This window comes from Cognatundibacterium aquatile (assembly GCF_014699135.1).
In the GTDB taxonomy this organism is placed as follows: domain Bacteria; phylum Pseudomonadota; class Gammaproteobacteria; order Burkholderiales; family Burkholderiaceae_D; genus Undibacterium; species Undibacterium aquatile.
On record NZ_JACOFT010000001.1, the window covers coordinates 837968 to 858114 of the forward strand.

Consider the following 20147-nt stretch of genomic DNA (forward strand, 5'->3'; position numbering starts at 1 on the left):
TGCTCCTTTTATATTATTAATTGTGATGATCATAACGGATCTTGCATTTTTGAGCATCAGTCCAGCCAGTTAACGCGATTAAATTTGTTTTTAAACTCTTCCGGCATAGGAACGACTTTTCCCAACTGGTAATTAAAAAATACAAAACCTGATTTTGCCATTGCGACCTGCGCCTGATCTGCCGGGCGGCTGATGCGGAAAGTAATGTCGCCGCCGTATTTATTAAAATCCATCACGCCGACTTCAAACAGCAACTGGTCTCGCGCATGTCCCTCGGCTTTATAGGTTGTCGCCAAGTCTGTGACGATAATGCCGATACCATCCTGAGCCGTTTCCCGGATGCCGAACTCAAACAAGAAACGGGCACGCGCTTCAGAAATCATCGAGATCATGGAATCGTTACCGAGATGATTGGCACCATTGATATCAGTAACGCGAACGGTGAGCTGAGTGGAGTAGTAATACTGGTCTTCAGGGAAATGCAATTGCAGGCGAGCCATGGGAATTCTGGAAAAAGACATAAAGTCTGATTGTAGCCGTTTAGCCGTTCTGAGGCGATCTTGGACGGCTTCCTAAGTTGACTATCCAAGCCGCCAGCAGGTTTTAACGCACGAAATCGGAACCTGCTGCGGTGACGACAAGACATCGCTTGCATTCATCATTCCGGATTCCGTGACCGTCAGCCAGGCGGCTGGCGGTTTGCCAAGGATAGTCAAACCCGCGTAAAATGGCGATTTCGCGGGTGTAGTTCAATGGTAGAACGGCAGCTTCCCAAGCTTCATACGAGGGTTCGATTCCCTTCACCCGCTCCAGTAAATTCTTCCTTTGATTTCCCGTATGCCTGATTCCAAGCCTGCTGACAGCAGCAAACCGCTGTTTTATGACCCTACTGAGCGCCGCATCCGCAGCTTTGTGACCCGCGCAGGACGTTTGTCTGATGCGCAGGCGCGTGCGATTGAAACTCTGGGGCCGCGTTTTTGTATTCCGTATAAAAAAGAGCTACTTGATATTGACGCGGCTTTTGGCCGTCATGCGCCGACGGTATTTGAAATTGGTTTTGGCATGGGTGAAACCAGTGCCAAGATTTCTGCCAGCATGCCTGAGAAAAATTTCATCGGCGTTGAAGTACACACGCCGGGCGTCGGCAGTCTGCTGAAACTGACCGATGAGATGGGCTTGCAAAACCAGCGCATTATTCAGCATGATGCATTCGAAGTGTTAACCAATATGATTGCGCCAGAGTCTTTGCATGGTGTGCATGTGTTCTTTCCCGATCCGTGGCACAAGGCGCGTCACAATAAGCGCCGCCTGATACAGGGACCATTGGTGCAATTATTGGCGTCACGATTGGCGTCTGGTGGTTATCTGCATTGTGCGACTGACTGGGAAGAATACGCCGTGCAGATGCTTGAGGTGTTGAGTGCTGAGCCTGCGCTGGAAAATACGGCAGATGGCTATGCGCCGCGTCCTGACTATCGTCCGGTGACCAAATTTGAAAACCGTGGTCTGCGTTTAGGGCATGGCGTATGGGATCTGGTGTTCCTAAAAAAATAATATCAGCAGTAGCTTAAATAATGGCAGCCAGTTAATCTGAGCTGCCTTTTTTTATGCTGGCGTTTTACTGATAAAACGCACATGCAATTCACCGAGCTGCCCGAAACTGACGCTGATATCTTCATGCAACGGAACATCGGGGCTGCCGGCATAAGAGCCGGTAATAATGGCCTGACCTGCCTGCAAGCCCTGACCACGGTTGCGCAAAAACTCCACCAGCCAATACAGCGGCGCACGCGGGTTACCTGCCGGATGCACACCAGAAAATTGTTGTGGCGTATGTCCGGCGCAACTGATCTTTATCGGCATCGTTTGTAAGTTTGCCGCATCGTCGGTATGAATGTCGGTGTGAATGTTTGTATGAATCACCGGGCCAAGATATAAGCCCTGATTAAACAATCCATCGGCAAGATGTTCGGCAAAAGTAGCAGCGTCGGGATTGCTGTAACGCGTGCCTATCAATTCCAGCGCCAGTCGCGTTTCCCGGATAGCCGCATCGATTTCGGCAACCGTATAAGACTCTGTGCGAGCCGGTAAATCACGTCCGAGAATAAAGGCCAGTTCTGGCTCTATGCGTGCGCATGGCTGATCGCCCCAGACTTCGCAGGTATCCGTTTCTTGAAAAACGGTGTTGGCATAAATCGGTGCGAGTACGACCGTATTTGCACCCGGCATTCCGCATTTCCATGCTGCTATTTTGTCACCAGATTGCGCGCTTACTTCTGCTTGTATCGCCAGTGCCTGATCCAGATTTTGCGGGCGGCAGGACTCTGGTAATCGTTCGCCTTTGTTGCCATTACGCCTGCGTTGGAGCAGGATAGCTGCCGCTTCAGAAAAGCGCTGCTGTTGATTCGAGTGAAAAGAGGGCATGTCCAGATGCTCCATTGTCATGTCAGGTCGCGTGCAGTTCTGCAATCAGTTGCAAAATTTCTGCACCATAACTGTCGAGCTTTTTATCACCGACACCTGAAATCGCACGTAGCGCGGTCAGTGTTTGCGGTGCGTTGCGGGCGATTTCGCGCAATGTGGCATCGGGGAAAATCACATACGCCGGGACGTTGTGTGTGCGCGCTGTTTCGACACGCCACCAGCGCAGCTTGTCGAACAAGGCCTGTTCTTCTGCACCGAGCTCGGCTTCCGCATAATCTTTCGCAGACTGGCGTTTATGTTTCACCGCTTTTTCTGCTTTTTTGTATTGCCGCAACTGAACTTTGGTTTCACCGCGTAAGACAGCGCGTGATGCTTCGGTCAGTTTCAGTGAGCTGTAATTTTCATAGTCGACTGCAATCAGGCCGAGTGCAATCAACTGGCGCAGAATCGCGCGCCATTCGGCTTCGCTTTTGTCTGATCCTATGCCATACGTTGACAACTGTTCGTGACGCCACTGTTGTACGCGTTCGGTATCGATGCCGCGCAAGATATCGACAATATGACCGGCAGCAAAACGCTGATCGACGCGGTAAATGGTGGACAGAATTTTTTGTGCCGCGATCGTGCCATCAAACGAGGTCGGCGGGCTGAGGCAGGTGTCGCAGTTGCCGCAGGGGTCGGATGCTTGTCCGAAATAATCAAGAATATGAACGCGACGGCAATTCAGAGTTTCGCACAGCGATAACATGGCATCGAGCTTGACGCCTTGCACGCGTTTATACGTGTCGTTGGCTTCCGATTCATCGATCATACGTCGCTGCTGCACCACATCTTGCAAACCATACGCCATCCAGGCATTCGCGCTGGCGCCATCGCGCCCGGCGCGTCCGGTTTCCTGATAATAACCTTCGACGCTTTTTGGCAGATCCAGATGGGCGACGAAACGCACATCCGGCTTATCTATCCCCATGCCAAACGCAATCGTGGCGCACATGATGATGCCATCTTCGCGCAGGAAGCGCGCCTGATTGCGGCTGCGCTCCGTCATGTCCATACCTGCGTGATAGGGCAGGGAGGTGATGCCGTTTTCATTCAGAAATTCGGCAGTTTCTTCGACTTTTTTGCGCGACAGGCAATACACGATACCGGCGTCACCCGCATGCTGCGCCTGAATGAAATCCAGCAACTGCTTACGCCCGTTGCCTTTCTCGACGATCTGATAACGGATATTCGGGCGATCAAACGAAGACACAAATTGCAACGCATTTTCCAGGCGCAGACGATGGATGATTTCATCGCGGGTTTGCTGATCGGCGGTGGCCGTCAGTGCAATGCGCGGCACCTGCGGAAAGCGTTCGTGCAGTATCGACAGGCGGATATATTCAGGCCGGAAATCATGTCCCCATTGCGATACGCAATGCGCTTCGTCAATCGCGAACAAGGCGATATCAACGACTTCCAGCAATTCCAGGCAGCGCTGCGTCAGCAAACGTTCGGGCGCGATGTAGACCAGATCAAGCTCGCCTTCGCGCATCTTTTTTTCAACCCCAAGTATCTCGTCAAAACTCTGAGTGGAATTCAGAAATGCTGCGCGTACGCCAACTTCGGCCAGCGCATCGACCTGATCCTGCATCAACGCGATTAGCGGTGACACCACGATGCCAACGCCGTGACGGATCAGTGCCGGAATCTGATAGCACAGCGATTTACCGCCGCCGGTCGGCATGAGTACCAGTGCATCACCGCCGTGCACGACATGTTCTACGATCTGTCCTTGTTGCGAACGGAAAGCGGGATAGCCAAAAACGGTTTGCAGCAGGTGCAGCGCCTGATCAACCGTATTGGCGGGATAACTTGCTGATGACACTGCTTAATCAACCCATTGAATCATGCCGGTATATGCGGTGATCAGAATCATGATGCCGAACGCGATGCGGTACCACGCGAACACATTGAAATTGTGTGAGCTGATGTAGCGCAACAGCCAGCGTACGCAAAAGAAAGCAGAAATAAACGCCGCCACAGTGCCAAGGCTGAACATCGGCAAATCTGCCATCGACAATTCGTTTCTGGCTTTGTAGAGCGAATAAACCGTGGCGCCCAGCAGGGTTGGTATCGCCAGGAAAAAGGAGAATTCGGTTGCCGCTTTGCGTGACAGGCCGAACAGCATACCGCCGATGATCGTGGCACCGGAACGGCTGGTGCCCGGGATCAGCGCAAACGCCTGCGCGACGCCGATTTTGAGCGCATCGAGCGGTGTCATGTCATCGACCGTCTGTATCCGCGCATGGCTGTCATCGTGCGTGTCGGCACCTTTCTGATTGCGTTCTACCCACAAAATAATCAGGCCTCCGACGATGAAGGCGAGCGCTACTGGCACCGGCGCAAATAACACGGCTTTGATGTGTTTGGAAAACAGCAGACCCAGAATGGCTGCCGGAAAAAAGGCGATCAGCAAATTGAGTGTGAATTTGCGTGCTTTGGGATCGCGGCCGAGGCCAGATAGTACTGAAGCAATTTTGGCGCGGTATTCCCAGCAGACGGCGAAAATGGCACCGGCCTGAATCACGATTTCAAATACTTTTTGCGTCTCACCGGTGAAATTCAACAGGCTGCCGGTCAGGATCAGATGACCGGTGGAAGAGATAGGCAAAAACTCCGTCAGACCTTCGACGATGCCCATGATGATAATTTTAACGGCGAGCAGTAAATCCATAGCGTTTGTCACTTGTGTAATCGATGTTGAATCGGGCGATATTGAACCGGGCGGAAGCCGCAGTTTTAGCAGGCATGAAGCTTAACATGCCGGACGCGACTCAATTCCGGTTTTTGCCGCCCGCGACCCGGGAAATACGGCCAGAAATGCATACTCCCCCCATATTTTTCAATAATGCAGCTAATGTCAGCGTATTTGCTGAGCTGTTTTAGATACTGGGGGGAGTATATTTTTACCTGTGTAGCCCGATTTGGGCAGGGTAAGCAATGCCGTGCAGATATTGCTACGCATAGTATCGGAATTTAATACTTAATTAAAAATTATTGTTGTTCTTGTGAGGTTTAAAGATACTTTACTCCTCCATCGTGATCGCCTTGTTGAGTGATGAGATGGAAAACGAATGCAGATGTCTGCACATCATTGCCAGCAGAGGAGATATCACCATGCAAAAATCCGGCATACAAACCAGCGCTTCCCTGAAGCAGCAAGCAAATTCGGGGACGTATTTTCAGGATTTTCCGGAAACCGCAGAAATTGCGGCGAAGGTGCCAACAAATATGGGGTCGTATCAATTTGTAGTGAAACCATCCCGGCCGACCAAAGGTGCGGTGATGGAAGTTGATCATCAGGGGGCACGGATTATCTCGGCGCATTTGCCAACGCCATTTGCGCGCGGGCAGATACTGAGTGCCAGCATGAACGTGCGTGGTAGTGAGTATTTATTTCTGGCGGCACGTTCAGTCTCTAAGCTGATTTCCAATAGCAAATGCTGGTTCGGAATTTTCCGTGCAGATGGCAAGAAAATCTATGCAACGGTACTTGAACAACAGGTCGATCTGGTGAAAGCGCACGACGATGGCGTGTCGCTTTTCTTTCTGAATGGCGACACCATGCGTATGCGCCTGATGTAATCAGAAATAAGCTGGTCCTGCGGCCACTTAATTTCTCGATATTCCATTTTTGGAATGACGCTATTCTTCGCTTTATTCTTCAAATGCATCGTCAACTGCTGGCGGTGCATTTTCTTTTTCCGATGCTAAATCGGAAGCACATTTCCGTCTATTTTTGACGACTAAATGTCAATCATTGTGTCTATGATTTGATATAGCCTGAGTTTCCGCAAAGATAGAGTTTTTGCTCTGTTCTGTTTCGTCAGTAAATCGCTTATTCTGAACTTAGTTGCACGTGTTGAGGTCAATGCGTGCGAAACAGAAAGCTACCGGATGTGAATACCCGGTAGTTGAAAGCATGATTAAAATGATATCCAGCAGAATTTTCCCCCGTCACCGTGCATTTTTACGTCCCTTCATTGCGATTACGCTGGCATTACTGCTGTGCGCATTGTATTGGGCGCAGTTGCTGCGTTATCAGGCCTCTGAATTAGAGGACAATAAATATCAGACGCGTTTGCGGGCAGTGCAAATGTCGGCGGCGATGGTGACGCAGGTCAGCTCGTCGATCGCCAGCCTCGAATATCTGGCGCACACGCTCGCAACGAAGTTCGTGACTGACCGTGCACCGGATTTTCCGCGTTCAGTTGAGACTGCACTCAAGACTTTTCCGCGTGACAGTATCTTGCAAATTGCCGTCGCCGATGTCAGCGGAAATCTCGTTTATTCGAGTTTGTCCGGCCCGCAGGGCGCAGCACCTAAAGTGTCGATTGCAGACCGTGAGCATTTCCTGGCGCATACACATGGTGGCCCTGCAAAATTATTTATCAGCCGTCCGATCATGGGACGCGTTTCAGGCAAATGGTCGCTGCAGTTTTCTTACCCGGTGGAGCGTGCCGGTCAATTTGCCGGCGTGTTGGTGCTCTCCATCTCACCCGATTACATTTCCAATTATTTCCGTGAGGTGTTTTCCGGCGGCAGCGACGTCGCATTTGTCGTGCGCAACGATGGCAGCTATCTGGCGCGCTCGGTGATGCAGGATAAGGCGATGACGCAATGGGTCGCGCCGGAACGTGAATTTGTGCGGATGCCACAAAAAAATCAGGGGGAATATCATGTCAAGGCGAAGGTTGATGGTGTTGAGCGTTACTACGCCTGGAACCGCTTGAAAAACTATCCGCTCGTGGTCAGCGTCGGCTTGGATAGTGAGCGTGCACTGGAGAATTTACATGAGGCGATTTCTGACAGCCGCTGGAGAAATGCGCTGGGTACGCTTCTTATTCTGGCTGCCGTGTTGTGGATTGTTTCCTTATTCGAGCGCGTGCGTCGCAAACAGATGTTGCTGCAGGAGCATATGCGGCGTTTCGAGATGGCGCTGGAAGGCGGCGTATTCGGTGTCTGGGATTGGGATCTGAGTAACGACCATATGAACATCGATAGTCGCATTCATTTCATATTGGGTATTACTCCGGACGATCTTGAACAGAGTATTGAGGGTATCCGGCGTTTGATTCATCCGGATGACTGGCCAGCGGTGTATGCCGAATTGGAACAGGTACGCCACGGTAAAACCGATAACTTTGAGAACGAACATCGAATGCTGCGTAGCGATGGCGGATGGTGTTGGATCAGTGCGCGCGGCAGGGTGATTCTGCATGACGAAGATGGCCGGGCACGTAAGGTGTTTGGTATTTTTACCGATATTTCCGCGCGTCGTGAAGTCGAGGCTGCGCGCAGAGAATTAGAGCAACGCCTGACCAAACTGGTGGCGCAAGTACCGGGTGTTGTTTATCAATATCGCCAACGCCCTGACGGTAGCGGCTATTTCCCGTATGCCAGCCCGCATATTGTGGATATTTACGATACGACGCCGGAAGAAGCGGCAAAGGATATTGCTTTTCTGCTTGAGCACGTTCATCCTCAGGATCAGCCGCAACTGCGCGCCAGTATTGACGAATCCGCCCGCGCGCTGACACCCTGGTTCAACGAATATCGCTTTGTCCGTGATAACGGTGAGATACGCTGGTTAGCCGGATGCTCTAATCCTGAGCGTGAAGCGGACGGCAATACCTTGTGGCACGGTTATATACAAGACGTGACCAAACAGCATGCAGAGCATGAAGCCTTGCAACAAAGGGAAGAACGTTTACGCCTGACCGTATTGGCGGTGCAGGATGGTCTGTGGAACTGGGATCTCGGCAGTGGTCAGATCCAACTGGATGCGCGTTGTTACGAAATGCTGGGCTATCCGGCACACGATGACACTATTCAATTTGATGACTGGAGCCAGTGGCTGCATCCACACGACAGAATGAGCGTGCTACAGCAATTACAGGCACAAATAGAGCGCAGTGAGCCGTTTCATGTTGAAACCCGTCTGCTGACATCGCAAGGTGATTGGTGTTGGGTAGAAATACGCGGCCAGATTACGCAGGAACTCAATGGCAAAGGACAACAGGTCATAGGAACGCAGACGGACATCAGTCAGCGCATGGCCGATACAACCTTGCGCCGTGCCTTGCTCGATAATGCGGCGGCAGCTTTGTTTGTGACTACCCCGCAGCGCATTATCCGTCTGGCAAATCAGCGTGCGATTGATACGTTTTCTGAAGATGGATTGGCATTAACCGGCAGGAGTATTCGCATCATCCATCCTGATGACGATTCTTTTGATACCTTTGGCGGCTATTACAGAACGGTGCGGCAGGATGGCGGCATTAATATTGATTATCAACAGTTTATCGTTGGTGGTGAGTTGCGCTGGTTTGCGGTTCGTGGCAGTTTGCTGGATCCCGATAATCCTGAGGGTGATCTGATATGGACCATGGTCGATACCACCGAGCGCCGGCGGATAGAGGATGCATTACGCAGCACCCGCGCGCACTTATTTGAAGTCATACAACATTTTCCGGGTGGTGTTCTGGCGCAAAATCAGAATGGCGACGTTGTTGTGGCGAACCGCGTGATCTGTGATCTTCTGGGGGTGCAGACGCCTCCTGTGGCGCTGACCGGGATCAACCGGGAAGCCTTTCGCAAAATGATTTCGCAAGACATTCTGGATACATTCCAAGAATCTGTCGAAGATGGCGAATACAGTTTGCCGGATGGCCGCACCATCAGAATTAATCTGATTCCGCTGAAAAATGGCGACGACAATATTGGTCGCCTGATGATCGTCAGTGACGTCACCGAGCGGCGACGCCATGAGCAGAATCTGGAGTATTTAGCGACCACAGATGCGCTCACGGGGTTAGCGAATCGCCGCGCCTTCATGGCGCGTCTGCAGGCAGAGCTGACATTGATCGCTCAAGGCGGAAAAGGCGGCATGCTGATTATGCTCGACCTTGATCACTTCAAACATGTGAATGACAGCTTTGGTCACGCTGCTGGCGACGCAGTGCTGGTTTATCTTGCCGGTCTTCTGCACGGCAATACCATGCGTAAAGACGATCTGGCTGGCCGTCTGGGGGGCGAGGAATTTGCTGTGCTGTTACCAAACACCAGCGCTGAAGACGGCATGATGGTCGCTGAACGTTTACGTCTTGCTCTGGAAGACAGCATGATCGATTCCGGTGAAGGCCATTGCATCAGAATCACTTTGAGCGGAGGTATCGCGCCACTGAATGGCAGCCCCGAGAGCATTTTAGCGGAGGCCGATGCAGCGCTGTATCGGGCTAAAAACGGTGGCCGCAACCGCATCGTAAAGGCACAGAAATAAGAACAGTGCGGGATTCAGCGTTTGCATGATGTTCATCGCGGTGCGGTCGCTTTTTCCAGTTCATGCAACCATAACATTGCGTGTTCGCGATTTGTTCCGCACATGTCATGCGACGCCTGCAAGCCAGAGCAGCAGGCTGGTCGCTCAGGCTTCCCAAAAATCAGACATCGCAGATCATCTGCCAGTTGTATACATTTAACGCCCGCAGGCTTCCCTTCAGGCATGCCAGGTATGGGGCTGGAAATCGACGGTGCGATACAGCACGCACCGCAAGCATCACGACACTGCATGGATCGCCTCCTTTTTTGGGGATAAGACGGACTGGGCGGATATTGTTCTGCGGAACGCGTTAACAGCATTCTCTGAATTTGCGCGTGTTGGCTTGCGACCGTGAATTCTTTTCATACTTGCTTAGACATCCAATGATTAATGAGCCAGAGTGCGATGGCGTTGCGCTTGGTAGAACGGCTAATACCCGCATGCAGGTGATGCCGTCAATTCATCATTTTAAGTGCAGATTTTGGCATTTTGTCGCATTTGCCTGGTTTTGCCGCTGTCTTTCTTGCATGATGCGCAGGAATCGCTGCTTGACGCTACCTGGACGGCGGATTACATTACTGACTCATGGGTAAGTTATTTATACTTACAAAGGCAGTGTGCATCAATCAATGGTTGTTATGTTTGTATATGACCTGACGGTGCGTACTGTGTTGAGATTCAGTGAAAAGTTATCGTTATGATGTCATGTCCGTTTAAACCGAAATGGGAGCGCCGCAAAGAAGCTCGTCCTCAGGAATTGCTTGCTGCTGCGTTAAATCTGTTTGTTGAGCGCGGTTTCGCTGCGACCCGTCTGGATGATGTTGCGAAAGCCGCAGGCGTCTCCAAAGGAACCTTGTATTTGTATTTTTCAAGCAAGGAAGATTTGTTCAAAGCAGTCGTGCGCGAAAACATCGTGCCGCTGCTGGGTGAAGCTGAGGGGATGATCACGGCTTTTGAAGGTAATACAGAAAGTCTGTTCCGGGAGTTGACACTGAGTTGGTGGCGCAATGCGGGAGAAACTAAGTTATCCGGTTTGCCAAAACTGATGATGGGGGAAGCCGGAAATTTCCCCGAGCTTGCACGGTTTTATCAGGATGAAGTGATTGCCCGCGGTGAGGCATTGTTGGCAACGGTGCTGGCGCGGGGAATGCAGCGTGGTGAGATCCGGAATATCGATCTGGAAATCGATACCAGATTGTTGATCGCGCCGGTGATCATGATGATGATGTGGAAGCACTCATCATGCGTGTGCCAGATCGAGCCAGAAAAACTCAACGTCTATCTGGAGCATTACATCCAGATGGCCTGGAATAGTTTATTGATACGGCAGGGATAAATGTGGCTTGGCTGACGCGCCAATGGTGACTCTGGTGATTTATACCTGTTGAATGATTCCGGCGTCTGCTTAAACAGAAAATGGCGTACTGAAAAGACATTAAATATCGTTGAATACCGGAATCAAACCGGCATACAGAGCAGTGCTTTGATAAAATGCGGGTTCCTTTAATTTATGCAATCGAGTGAACAAATGAATATCGAAAAAGCCCGTTTCAACATGATTGAACAACAAATACGTCCTTGGAACGTGTTGGATAAGGATATTTTGGATATGTTGATTGTGGTGAAGCGGGAAAACTATTTTCCGCAAGACCAGAAAACACTGGCTTTCTTTGACACAGAGTTGCCATTGCCGGACGGCTCTAAAGCAATGAGTCCTAAACTGGAGGCGCGCATTGTTCAGGAACTGGGCCTTAAAAAACAGGAGTCTGTGCTGCTGATCGGCGCTGCATCCGGGTATCTGGCGGCTTTGCTGTCTTCTATGTCCAGCCACGTGACTGTGTTGGAAACATCGTTGGTGCTGAAAGAACTTGCTGAAAAAAATCTGGCGGCAGATGGCGTACGGAATGTCAGCGTTTTACTGGCAGACGGATTGTCCGGTCAGCATACAGGTTCGTATGATGTGATCGTGGTTGCCGGCGCCGTGGAATCGGTTCCTGAAACATTGAAAAAACAATTGAATATCGGCGGTCGTTTGCTGGCAATTGTTGGCCGCTTGCCGGTCATGCACGCAGAACTGATCACCCGCTCTGCTGATGCCGCATACGACACTCGCATTGTGTTTGATACGGTGGTTGCGGCAGCACCGGGCGCCGTACCTTCCTCACAATTCAAATTCTGATCTGTTAGTCAAAATAGAAAACGTATGCAACACATCACCGCACAAGAACTAGCGCAATGGCTGACTGATAGCAGTAAAAAATCTCCGCTTTTACTCGATGTCCGGGAACCCGGCGAGTATGAAACTTGTCATATTGAGGGCGCACAGCTGATGCCTATGCAGACAGTTCCTGCGCGCTTGAATGAGCTGGATGAGGATGCGACGATTGTTTGTATTTGTCATCACGGTGGTCGCAGTATGCAAGTCGCTCATTTCCTCGAACACCGGGGATACAGCAAAGTGATTAACCTGACTGGTGGTGTGCATGCGTGGGCACAGCAAGTCGATCCGGCTATGCCGACCTATTAACTAACTTTTATTCGGAGTGTTTCATGCGTAATCCAGTTGTTGCTGCACTGCTTGCAAGTGCTTTCCTGTCGCTGAGTGCGAATGCTACTGATTTGCTGCAAATTTATCAGGATGCTCTGGCGAATGACCCTCAATATGCGAGCGCCCGTTCCTCGCTGACGGCTGGTCAGGAAAAGTCAGTTCAGGGACGCGCTGGTTTGCTGCCAACGATAGGTCTGAACGGAAGTGATACCCGTTCACGTGTCGAATCACAACCAGATATTGCGAATGCGGATCGCAATTTTACGACCTTCTCGAATACCTGGTCGCTTGCCTTGTCGCAGCCTTTGTTCCGCTGGGCGAACTGGCAACAATACGAACAAGGTAAATTGTCTGTCGTGATCAGCGAAGCGCAGTTTGCTCAGGCAAAACAGGATTTGATCGTACGTGTCGGTCAGGCCTATTTCGATGTGCTCGCCGCGCAAGATACGCTGGCAACATTGCAGGCGCAAAAAGTGGCGATCTCAGAACAACTGGCATCAGCGAAACGCAACTTTGAAGTCGGTACTTCAACCATTACCGATACGCATGAAGCACAGGCGCGTTACGACCTGGCAACGGCACAGGAATTCGCTGCGCAAAGTGATCTGCAGGTCAAGCGTTCCGCCTTACAGCAAATCATTGGTAAGGAAGCGGGTGAACTGGCGACACTGAAAGCCGGTGTAAAACTGAATTCACCTCAGCCAGCAGCGGTGAATGAGTGGGTCAGCTCCGCTGAAAAACAAAACTTCAATGTTGTCGCCTCCGAAGTTGCAGTTGAAGTCGCGAAACGTGAAATTGAAAGAAACCGCGCCGGACATTATCCTACGCTGGATCTGGTGGCGAGTACCGGCCGTACCGCAACAGGTGGTGCTTCTTCGACTGGCACCGGCGTTGTGAAACCGACGACGATCGGTGTGCAATGGAGCATTCCATTATTTGCCGGTTTTGCGGTTGACAGCAAAGTCAAAGAAGCCGTTGCCTTGCAAGAAAAAGCCCGCAACGATCTGGAGACAAATCGTCGCAGCGCAGCGCAAGGCGCGCGTCAGGCTTACACCGGCGTGACCAGCGGTCTGGCACAGGTTAAAGCATATGAGGCAGCAGAAATTTCCAGTCAGTCTGCGTTGGATTCAAATAAACTCGGTTATCAGGTTGGTGTCCGCATCAATATCGATGTGCTGAATGCGCAACAACAGTTGTATACCACTCGTCAGAATCTGGCGAAAGCACGTTACGACACCATCATGAATGGTCTGCGTCTGAAGTCGGCAGCGGGTACATTGAAAGAAGAAGATTTATCTGAAGTGAATACTTTGTTGCAGCGCTAAAAACAAAAAGCAAGTCGATTCCAGGACAACAGTCCGACAACAAAAAAGCCCGCTGAATGCGGGCTTTTTTGATTTTGATCATGCCAGTTTGTTGCATATCAATTTGTACTTTAGCGCAGAGTGAACACTGACGTATCATAGGTGCTGATCGCTGGTACACAGATGTTGTCGTCCAGCCTGGCTACCGATTTACTTATGAAAGTCATTTATGGCGTTGTCCGGGTTTTTGAATAAGCGTTGGCTGCTACCAGTCTTTGTTCTGGCCGGATTGATCTTGCTGTCAGGCTTGATTTTTTCGTCCTCGCTGTTTGGTCCCCGGTTGGAGGTCTTTACTTTGCAACGCGGTGAATTAGTACAAACCGTGGTTGCCAGCGGCAGGGTGGCGACACCTGCAAGAGTGGATGTCGGTACACAAATTACCGGGCGCGTTGCTGCTGTTCCCGTCAAAGAAGGGCAGACTGTGCGAGCAGGAGAGCTGTTGATAGAGCTGGCTGCTGCCGACGAAAAAGCAGCGCTGGAGCTGGCGCAGGCGAATGTCCGGCAAGCCGAGGCCAGACTCAGGCAGTTGCAACAACTGACGCAGCCGACCGCGGAGCAAGTGCTGGTACAGGCACAGGCCAATCTGATTAACGTCGATAAGCAATATCAGCGCACCCGCGAGCTGGTTGCGCAGGGTTTTGTCGGTAAGGCGCAGCTCGATGAGGCGCAGCGCGCGCTCGATGTTGCGCGAAGTCAGTTAAAGAGTGCGCAATTCCAGCTGCAATCGAGTAAGCCCGACGGCAGCGATTATCAACTCGCTGTTGCCGGATTACAGCAGGCGAAAGCGAATCTGGCGGCAGCGCAGGCCAAACTTGAGCACACCAGAATCACGGCGGTAGTGGATGGCGTCCTGATTGCCAGAGACGTAGAGCGTGGCGATATCGTGCAGCCGGGCAAAATCCTGATGGTGTTATCGCCCGCAGGAATCAGCCAGTTAGTGGTGCAGATAGATGAAAAGAATCTGCGTTACATCCGTATGGGGCAGTCTGCCTTCGGCGTGACTGATGCCTATCCCGGGCAGAAATTTCCGGTACAAGTCGCGTATATTAACCCCGGCGTTGACGCGCAGAGGGGATCAGTGAACGTCAAATTGAACGTATTAAAACCACCGCTGTTTCTGACGCAGGATATGACGGTATCGGTGGAGATAGAAGTCGCCAGAAGTCAGAATGCTTTATCGCTGAATGTAGAAGCGATCCGTGATGCGAGTACGCTGCATCCGTGGGTGATGGCTGTGGTGGATGGCCGCGCAGCCCGGCGTCCGGTGACGATAGGCATACGCGGCGATAAAAGCGTGGAAATTGCTTCCGGGCTGAATCAGCATGACGTCGTATTGCCAGCGACAAATATGACGGTCGAGGCGGGGCAGCGGGTACGTCCTGTCGTCACGAAAAATCCGCAGCCATGAATAGCTGGCTTCCTTTTGAGTGGATAGTCGCCACCCGTTTTTTGCGGGAGGGGCGCATGCAATCTCTGTTTATTATTCTCGGGGTTGCTATCGGTGTCGGCGTGATCGTGTTTATGTCGGCCTTACTGGCAGGCTTGCAGGCCAATTTATTTCGCCGCGTGCTGAGTTCGCAGCCGCATATCACGCTCGAAAGACCGAAGCAGCAGGCGACCCCGGTATTGCTTGCCGCACCGGGACAGCAGATCGTGACGACGATACAAAAACCGTCGCAGCGCGTGAATACCATCGACCAGTGGCAAAAAATCCGCGATCAGGTCGAGGCTCGCAACGACGTTGTGACCGTCTCGCCTACCACAACCGGACCGGCACTGGTGGTGCGCGGCAGCGCCACGCAATCGGTGTCAGTGATCGGCATTTTGCCCGAGCAATACAACAAGATCGTGCCGCTCTCAGAAAAAATAACCGCTGGTGTTTTTCGCCTGACGAATACCGACGTCATGATAGGCACGCAACTGGCGGAAGACATGGGCGTTGGGCTCGGTGATAAATTACGCCTCAATTCAGCAGCAGGCACCAGTCTGATCTTGAATATCGTCGGCATTTTTGATCTGGGTAGCCGCGCTGCCAATCAGCGTAACGTGTATGTGCTGTTGTCGACCGCACAGAATTTATTGAATATGGTCGGTGGCGTGTCGAGCATAGAATTAACGGTGCATGATCCCTACAGCGCAGAGGATATTGCGCAATCTATTGCCAACAGTACGGGGCTTAACGCGCTGAGCTGGATTACCACCAACAGCCAGTTTTTCCTGGCGATGCGGGCGCAGACTTATTCCAGTTTATTGATCCGTCTTTTCGTTGCGCTGTCGGTGGCAGCGGGGATCGCCAGTGTGCTGGTGGTGTCGGTTGTGCAGCGGCAAAAAGACATAGGCATCCTGCGGGCGATGGGCGGCAGCCGCGGGCAGGTGCGTCGGATATTCCTGATACAAGGTGCGCTGGTTGGTTTAGCGGGATCTGTGATCGGCTCTATGATGGCGGTTGGCTTACTGGCGATGTGGAAAATCGTTGCCAGAAATCCGGATGGAACGCCCATGTTTGTGATTAATGTCGATTGGCAGTTCTTTGTCTGGAGCGCATTGCTGGCGATGCTGGCCGGTGTGCTTGCTGCGGCGACCCCGGCGGTGCGTGCCGCGCGACTTGATCCTGTGGTGGCGATCCGTGGCTGATACTGTCCTCCTTCTTAAACAAGTCTGTAAATCGTATGCTGTCGGTACGCCGGCAGAAACGCAGGTGTTGTTTGATATCGATTTACACCTGCAGCAGGGCGAGTTTGCCGCGTTGATCGGACCTTCAGGTTCCGGTAAAAGCACCTTGCTCAATATCATAGGCTTACTGGATCGTCCCAGTGGCGGGCAACTGATTATGACCGGGCAGGATACCGGCAATCTTGATGAGGCGCGGCTGACGCAGTTACGCGGGCAGGCGATCGGCTTTGTTTTTCAGTCGCATTATTTGCTCACTGCGTTCAGCGCGACAGAAAACGTGATGATGCCTATGCTGATGCAGAATGGTCGTCCGGATGATCGTATGCGCGAACGGGCACAGCATTTGTTAGCTGAAGTGGGCTTGAGGCAATGGCAGGATAGTCTGGTGGGAAATATGTCTGGTGGTCAGCAACAAAGGGTGGCGATCGCGCGGGCGCTGGCACTGAATCCGCCGTTGATACTCGCAGATGAGCCTACCGGTAATCTCGACACCAAATCCACTGACGCTATTTTTGAGTTGATGCGTAAAGTGAATGCCGATCAACACACCACGTTTCTGATGGTGACGCACAATATGGAGTTGGCAGAACGTTGTGATCGTACGATAGAGTTGGTCGACGGAAGAATCGCTCCGCCGATTTCTTCCGTGACTTAAACGTAAGACCGGCTCTGTTGATTTTGCTGATTCAGTTGGTTCAGATAGGACTCAGCTGAACCAGTTTCTGACATTGAGACCGATAAAATGTCCGAAGACGACGATGAGCATGAATGGCACCAGAGCAACGCAGGCCTGCGCAATGACTTTCCAGAGTAACCACAACTGACGGGAAATCAATGGTGTGACCGCCCATACGCACGTCAGGTAGACCAGCACCAGCGAGCACATGAACAGTATCAATAAAAAACCTTCGGGGCGGTACGGTGCAGCAATCGCAATAATGGCGCTCCAGGCAATCCACGCAGAGAGTGCCGACACCATGATTCTGTGAGCAAATTCCATGACAGGTAATGACCTCATCGGATGATTTCCTTCTGCGTAAGTGTGCCGGAGAATTAGCTCTCCCCGGCCTGAACTGTCTTGCCAGGGAAGTGCTTTATTCGTTTGTCTGCAAATGATTGATCAATTGATGCAAACCCGCAGTCATTGCTTGCACTGAACCGAGCATATCCCATTGATCGTCGCCGATTTTAACGTAATTTGAGACTGACCGGAGTTCCAGAAATTTCTGCTTTTCCAGTTGGCAGATATGGAAAAAAGCGGCACCTTCCATATTCTCGATATCACATTTGCTGTTGTCGATAAACGGCGCCATGGCTGCATTGACGGAAATACCATGTGCCAGCGGAAAGGGTTGTCCGACGGGGATGTGTTCGCAGTGCAAGGTGTGACGGCGTTCAAATTCCATCTCTATCGGCAGATGCGCCATGTGGACAAAACCTGTCGGTGTGAAAAATCCGAGGTCGGCTTCTACTTCACTTTCTACCAGCACAACATCGCCGATCTTGAAACGTGAATGAGGGAATACGCCAGCAATGCCGGACAAAATCAGCATGTCCGGGCGGTGCTCATGTATCGCTTTGACGGTCGCATACGTGGTTGCCGTCAGGCCGACGCCGGAAACAATACTGATCACGTCATTACGTTGAAACAGGCTGGCTTCGGTTTGAGTAGGAAACAGAACAATGATCTTCATAGGAGGAGAGTCGGATTCAAGGGGAAAGGGTGTAAGGTATTGCGTATCCTTATCGGCTGCCATGTCGCAAATCAACAAAATGCTGTAAACCTTTTTCTTTGCAGCGCGTTATAAGGAGTACAGGCATTTTCAACTAAACCGCATCGAAATAGCATGACGATGCTCGTCTGGTTGCCATTCATTTCGCTGACAGCAGCAGAGACAATTTAAGAGCTTATATGAAAAAAATCATTTTATTCGCGGCGCTTGCGTCCTCATTGCTGAGTGTTGAGTCGGCGTCAGCGCAGAATGTTAATTTATCGGTGCAATTTGGTCAGCCGGGTTTTTACGGGCAACTGGATGTCGGTAATTTTCCGCAGCCGCAATTAATTTATCGCGAACCCCGCATCGTTTATCGCAGCCCCGCGCCATTGCCGCCGCTGTATCTGGTTGTGCCTCCCGGTCATCGCAAACATTGGGATAAGCATTGTTCACGTTATGACGCTTGTGGCCGGCCGGTTTATTTTGTGACCGAGAATTGGTATAACACTCAGGTGGTGCCTCGCTATCGTGACGGTCAATATCGTGAACCACACCGCGACTATAACAACGGACCAAACCGAGGTTACGATGGCCGCGATGACAGAGATAATCGCGAACACGGTCGCGGTAAAGATAATGACCGTGGTCAGGGAAATGGGCGTGGCCACGATAATGGGCACGGCAGAGGGCAGCATAACGATTAATCTGCCAGTGGCTGGCGAACGATGTCTGTCGCGGTTTTAGCGCAGGCATTGTGCCCGGGCATTCCGGAATGGCTACAGGCGGTCTGAATATACTCCCGGGGGTATATTCAGACCGCCTTTGTTTATAAGGACATCTGGCATGTTTTGGCTGATACTCCCCTGTTTTATGAAAAAAAGGGGTATTGTGCAGCGGTACAGACGGGTCTTGCTGCACAATTGCATCGTTGCGGATAACCGGGTTTGCCGCAACCATACTGGGTGATTGCATTATGTTGCAGAAGCAGCGGCGCTCGCTGAGATTGACTTACTGAAAGCTGCGCAAGTAGGCCAGAAGATCGGCGATTTTTTTGTCATCGCTCATGCCATAAAAGCGCATTTTCGTGCCGGGTACGACATCTTCCGGCGCTTGCAGAAAAGAGCGCAGATTTTTTTCTGTCCAGATCAGCTTCGCATTTTTCATCGCGGGAGAATATTTAAAATCAATGGTCGCCCCTGCTGTTCTGCCGATCACGCCGTTCAGTTGTGGCGCAAAGCCGCCGTGTGCGGAAGCACCGATCTGATGGCAGGACGCGCAGCGCGATGTAAACACCAATTTGCCCGCCTCGACATTTCCTGCGGCGACCGCAAATGGCGAAACCATTGCCATGACTAGCAGAAGCAGGTGGCGTTGCCTCATCAGGCTCATGTCGTCTGCGCCGGTTTTTGCGGTGCATAGGCCGCCATAAAGACATCGATTGCTCTGGCCGTCATTGCTTTGATTTCTGCTTCACTGACATGCTCCAGCAGCTTGAACAGAAATGGATTAATTAATTCCGCTTCCAGCAAACCATGTAATTGCAGAGTGGCGACTGCCGCATTTCCCTGGCGTAGCTTTCCTTGCGTCATGGCGTCTTGCAGAAAGTTCGTGATAATGCTCTGGCTACTCAGAATGCCGCGTTCATAGAGCAGTTTGCCAAGTTGCCCTGGCGCTGTAATTGCCATGTGTCGTTGCGCCATGATTTCTGGAGAATACAGAAATGACAGCAGATGTTCGCCAAAGTAACGCAAGGCATCGGTGATATCCGTGTTGGTCTGGTCGAATGCATCGAACATTGCCTGGCGCTTGGTCTCGGCAGACTTGTACATGATTTCAAAAAATAACTCTTCCTTTGACGCGAAGTAGTTATACAGCGTTGCTTTCGAGCCCCCCAGCCGGGCGCAGATTTCCGACATCGACGTCCGTTCAAATCCCAATTCCTGAAAAGCCTGTGCCGCCACGCTCAGTATGGCCTGCCGTTTTGCTTCGGTTTTCATTTTCATGTCAATAGCATCTCTCAAAAATAAATAACTGTACCGACCTGTTCATTTTAGCATGTG

The 20147-nt window shown here is 51.4% G+C and carries 20 protein-coding genes and 1 tRNA gene; 12 read left to right on the top strand and 9 right to left on the bottom strand.

The features are described from left to right. Nucleotides 1-56 precede the first annotated feature (56 nt). Nucleotides 57-500 carry a thioesterase family protein gene (locus H8K26_RS03780; protein WP_186884965.1) on the bottom strand — a complete coding sequence of 148 codons (444 nt, stop codon included), beginning with the start codon at nucleotides 498-500 and terminating at the stop codon, nucleotides 57-59. Between the two features lie 238 nt (nucleotides 501-738). Between H8K26_RS03780 and H8K26_RS03785 the strand changes: the two genes are divergently transcribed. Beyond that, nucleotides 739-812, top strand: a tRNA-Gly gene (locus H8K26_RS03785). A 25-nt stretch (nucleotides 813-837) separates the two neighbouring features. Continuing rightward, nucleotides 838-1554, top strand: coding sequence for a tRNA (guanosine(46)-N7)-methyltransferase TrmB (trmB, locus tag H8K26_RS03790; RefSeq protein ID WP_190477405.1), 717 nt, complete (start codon nucleotides 838-840; stop codon nucleotides 1552-1554). A gap of 51 nt (nucleotides 1555-1605) precedes the next feature. On the opposite strand, the gene H8K26_RS03795 is transcribed toward trmB, so the two are convergent. Genes H8K26_RS03795 through H8K26_RS03805 form a run of 3 tightly spaced genes read right to left on the bottom strand, consistent with a single transcriptional unit; the run spans nucleotide 1606 to nucleotide 5140 of the window. Further along, on the bottom strand, nucleotides 1606-2424 hold the full coding sequence (locus H8K26_RS03795) for a fumarylacetoacetate hydrolase family protein (RefSeq protein ID WP_190477407.1): 819 nt from the start codon (nucleotides 2422-2424) through the stop codon (nucleotides 1606-1608). 22 nt (nucleotides 2425-2446) lie between these two features. Then, nucleotides 2447-4291 (bottom strand): DNA helicase RecQ, encoded by a 1845-nt coding sequence (recQ, locus tag H8K26_RS03800; protein WP_190477409.1) that lies wholly within the window; start codon nucleotides 4289-4291, stop codon nucleotides 2447-2449. 3 nt (nucleotides 4292-4294) lie between these two features. Next, the gene (locus tag H8K26_RS03805) at nucleotides 4295-5140 is read right to left on the bottom strand and encodes an undecaprenyl-diphosphate phosphatase (protein WP_190477411.1); all 846 of its coding nucleotides are present in this window, start codon (nucleotides 5138-5140) and stop codon (nucleotides 4295-4297) included. Nucleotides 5141-5583: 443 nt separating this feature from the next. On the opposite strand from H8K26_RS03805, the gene H8K26_RS03810 reads away from it, so the two are divergent. Together H8K26_RS03810 and H8K26_RS03815 are read left to right on the top strand one after the other, a co-directional pair. Further along, nucleotides 5584-6051, top strand: a complete 468-nt coding sequence (locus H8K26_RS03810; protein ID WP_190477413.1) for a hypothetical protein — start codon at nucleotides 5584-5586, stop codon at nucleotides 6049-6051. A 346-nt stretch (nucleotides 6052-6397) separates the two neighbouring features. Then, on the top strand, nucleotides 6398-9748 hold the full coding sequence (locus H8K26_RS03815) for a PAS domain-containing protein (protein WP_190477415.1): 3351 nt from the start codon (nucleotides 6398-6400) through the stop codon (nucleotides 9746-9748). Nucleotides 9749-9780: 32 nt separating this feature from the next. Here the strand turns inward: H8K26_RS03815 and H8K26_RS03820 are convergent, their stop codons facing one another. Next, nucleotides 9781-10038, bottom strand: a complete 258-nt coding sequence (locus tag H8K26_RS03820; protein WP_190477417.1) for a YkgJ family cysteine cluster protein — start codon at nucleotides 10036-10038, stop codon at nucleotides 9781-9783. Nucleotides 10039-10487: 449 nt separating this feature from the next. Here H8K26_RS03820 and H8K26_RS03825 point away from each other — a divergent pair, with 449 nt between their 5' ends. The 7 genes from H8K26_RS03825 to H8K26_RS03855 all read left to right on the top strand — a co-directional run bounded on the left by H8K26_RS03825 (nucleotide 10488) and on the right by H8K26_RS03855 (nucleotide 17027). Beyond that, nucleotides 10488-11123, top strand: coding sequence for a TetR/AcrR family transcriptional regulator (locus tag H8K26_RS03825; protein ID WP_186884969.1), 636 nt, complete (start codon nucleotides 10488-10490; stop codon nucleotides 11121-11123). Between the two features lie 192 nt (nucleotides 11124-11315). Then, nucleotides 11316-11966: a protein-L-isoaspartate O-methyltransferase family protein gene (locus H8K26_RS03830; RefSeq protein WP_190477419.1), complete on the top strand. Its 651-nt coding sequence runs from the start codon at nucleotides 11316-11318 to the stop codon at nucleotides 11964-11966. 24 nt (nucleotides 11967-11990) lie between these two features. Next, complete coding sequence (locus tag H8K26_RS03835; RefSeq protein WP_186884856.1) at nucleotides 11991-12314, top strand: rhodanese-like domain-containing protein; 324 nt, start codon at nucleotides 11991-11993, stop codon at nucleotides 12312-12314. Between the two features lie 23 nt (nucleotides 12315-12337). After that, nucleotides 12338-13660 (top strand): TolC family outer membrane protein, encoded by a 1323-nt coding sequence (locus H8K26_RS03840; RefSeq protein ID WP_186884857.1) that lies wholly within the window; start codon nucleotides 12338-12340, stop codon nucleotides 13658-13660. Nucleotides 13661-13886: 226 nt separating this feature from the next. Beyond that, nucleotides 13887-15107 (top strand): efflux RND transporter periplasmic adaptor subunit, encoded by a 1221-nt coding sequence (locus tag H8K26_RS03845; protein WP_223826806.1) that lies wholly within the window; start codon nucleotides 13887-13889, stop codon nucleotides 15105-15107. A 56-nt stretch (nucleotides 15108-15163) separates the two neighbouring features. Continuing rightward, complete coding sequence (locus H8K26_RS03850; protein ID WP_223826807.1) at nucleotides 15164-16333, top strand: FtsX-like permease family protein; 1170 nt, start codon at nucleotides 15164-15166, stop codon at nucleotides 16331-16333. Continuing rightward, nucleotides 16326-17027 carry an ABC transporter ATP-binding protein gene (locus tag H8K26_RS03855; RefSeq protein WP_190477426.1) on the top strand — a complete coding sequence of 234 codons (702 nt, stop codon included), beginning with the start codon at nucleotides 16326-16328 and terminating at the stop codon, nucleotides 17025-17027. The genes H8K26_RS03850 and H8K26_RS03855 overlap by 8 nt, the downstream gene beginning before the upstream one ends. A gap of 51 nt (nucleotides 17028-17078) precedes the next feature. On the opposite strand, the gene H8K26_RS03860 is transcribed toward H8K26_RS03855, so the two are convergent. Both H8K26_RS03860 and H8K26_RS03865 read right to left on the bottom strand, forming a co-directional pair. Then, on the bottom strand, nucleotides 17079-17390 hold the full coding sequence (locus tag H8K26_RS03860; RefSeq protein WP_186884861.1) for a hypothetical protein: 312 nt from the start codon (nucleotides 17388-17390) through the stop codon (nucleotides 17079-17081). Nucleotides 17391-17466: 76 nt separating this feature from the next. Beyond that, a complete protein-coding gene (locus H8K26_RS03865) occupies nucleotides 17467-18066 on the bottom strand; it encodes a phosphorylase family protein (protein WP_190477428.1) in 600 nt (199 codons plus the stop codon). Nucleotides 18067-18284: 218 nt separating this feature from the next. On the opposite strand from H8K26_RS03865, the gene H8K26_RS03870 reads away from it, so the two are divergent. Continuing rightward, nucleotides 18285-18791 carry a hypothetical protein gene (locus H8K26_RS03870; protein ID WP_186896458.1) on the top strand — a complete coding sequence of 169 codons (507 nt, stop codon included), beginning with the start codon at nucleotides 18285-18287 and terminating at the stop codon, nucleotides 18789-18791. Nucleotides 18792-19095: 304 nt separating this feature from the next. Here the strand turns inward: H8K26_RS03870 and H8K26_RS03875 are convergent, their stop codons facing one another. Together H8K26_RS03875 and H8K26_RS03880 are read right to left on the bottom strand one after the other, a co-directional pair. Then, nucleotides 19096-19467, bottom strand: a complete 372-nt coding sequence (locus H8K26_RS03875; protein WP_190477429.1) for a c-type cytochrome — start codon at nucleotides 19465-19467, stop codon at nucleotides 19096-19098. Nucleotides 19468-19472: 5 nt separating this feature from the next. Next, nucleotides 19473-20090 (bottom strand): TetR/AcrR family transcriptional regulator, encoded by a 618-nt coding sequence (locus H8K26_RS03880; protein ID WP_186896459.1) that lies wholly within the window; start codon nucleotides 20088-20090, stop codon nucleotides 19473-19475. Nucleotides 20091-20147 lie beyond the last annotated feature (57 nt).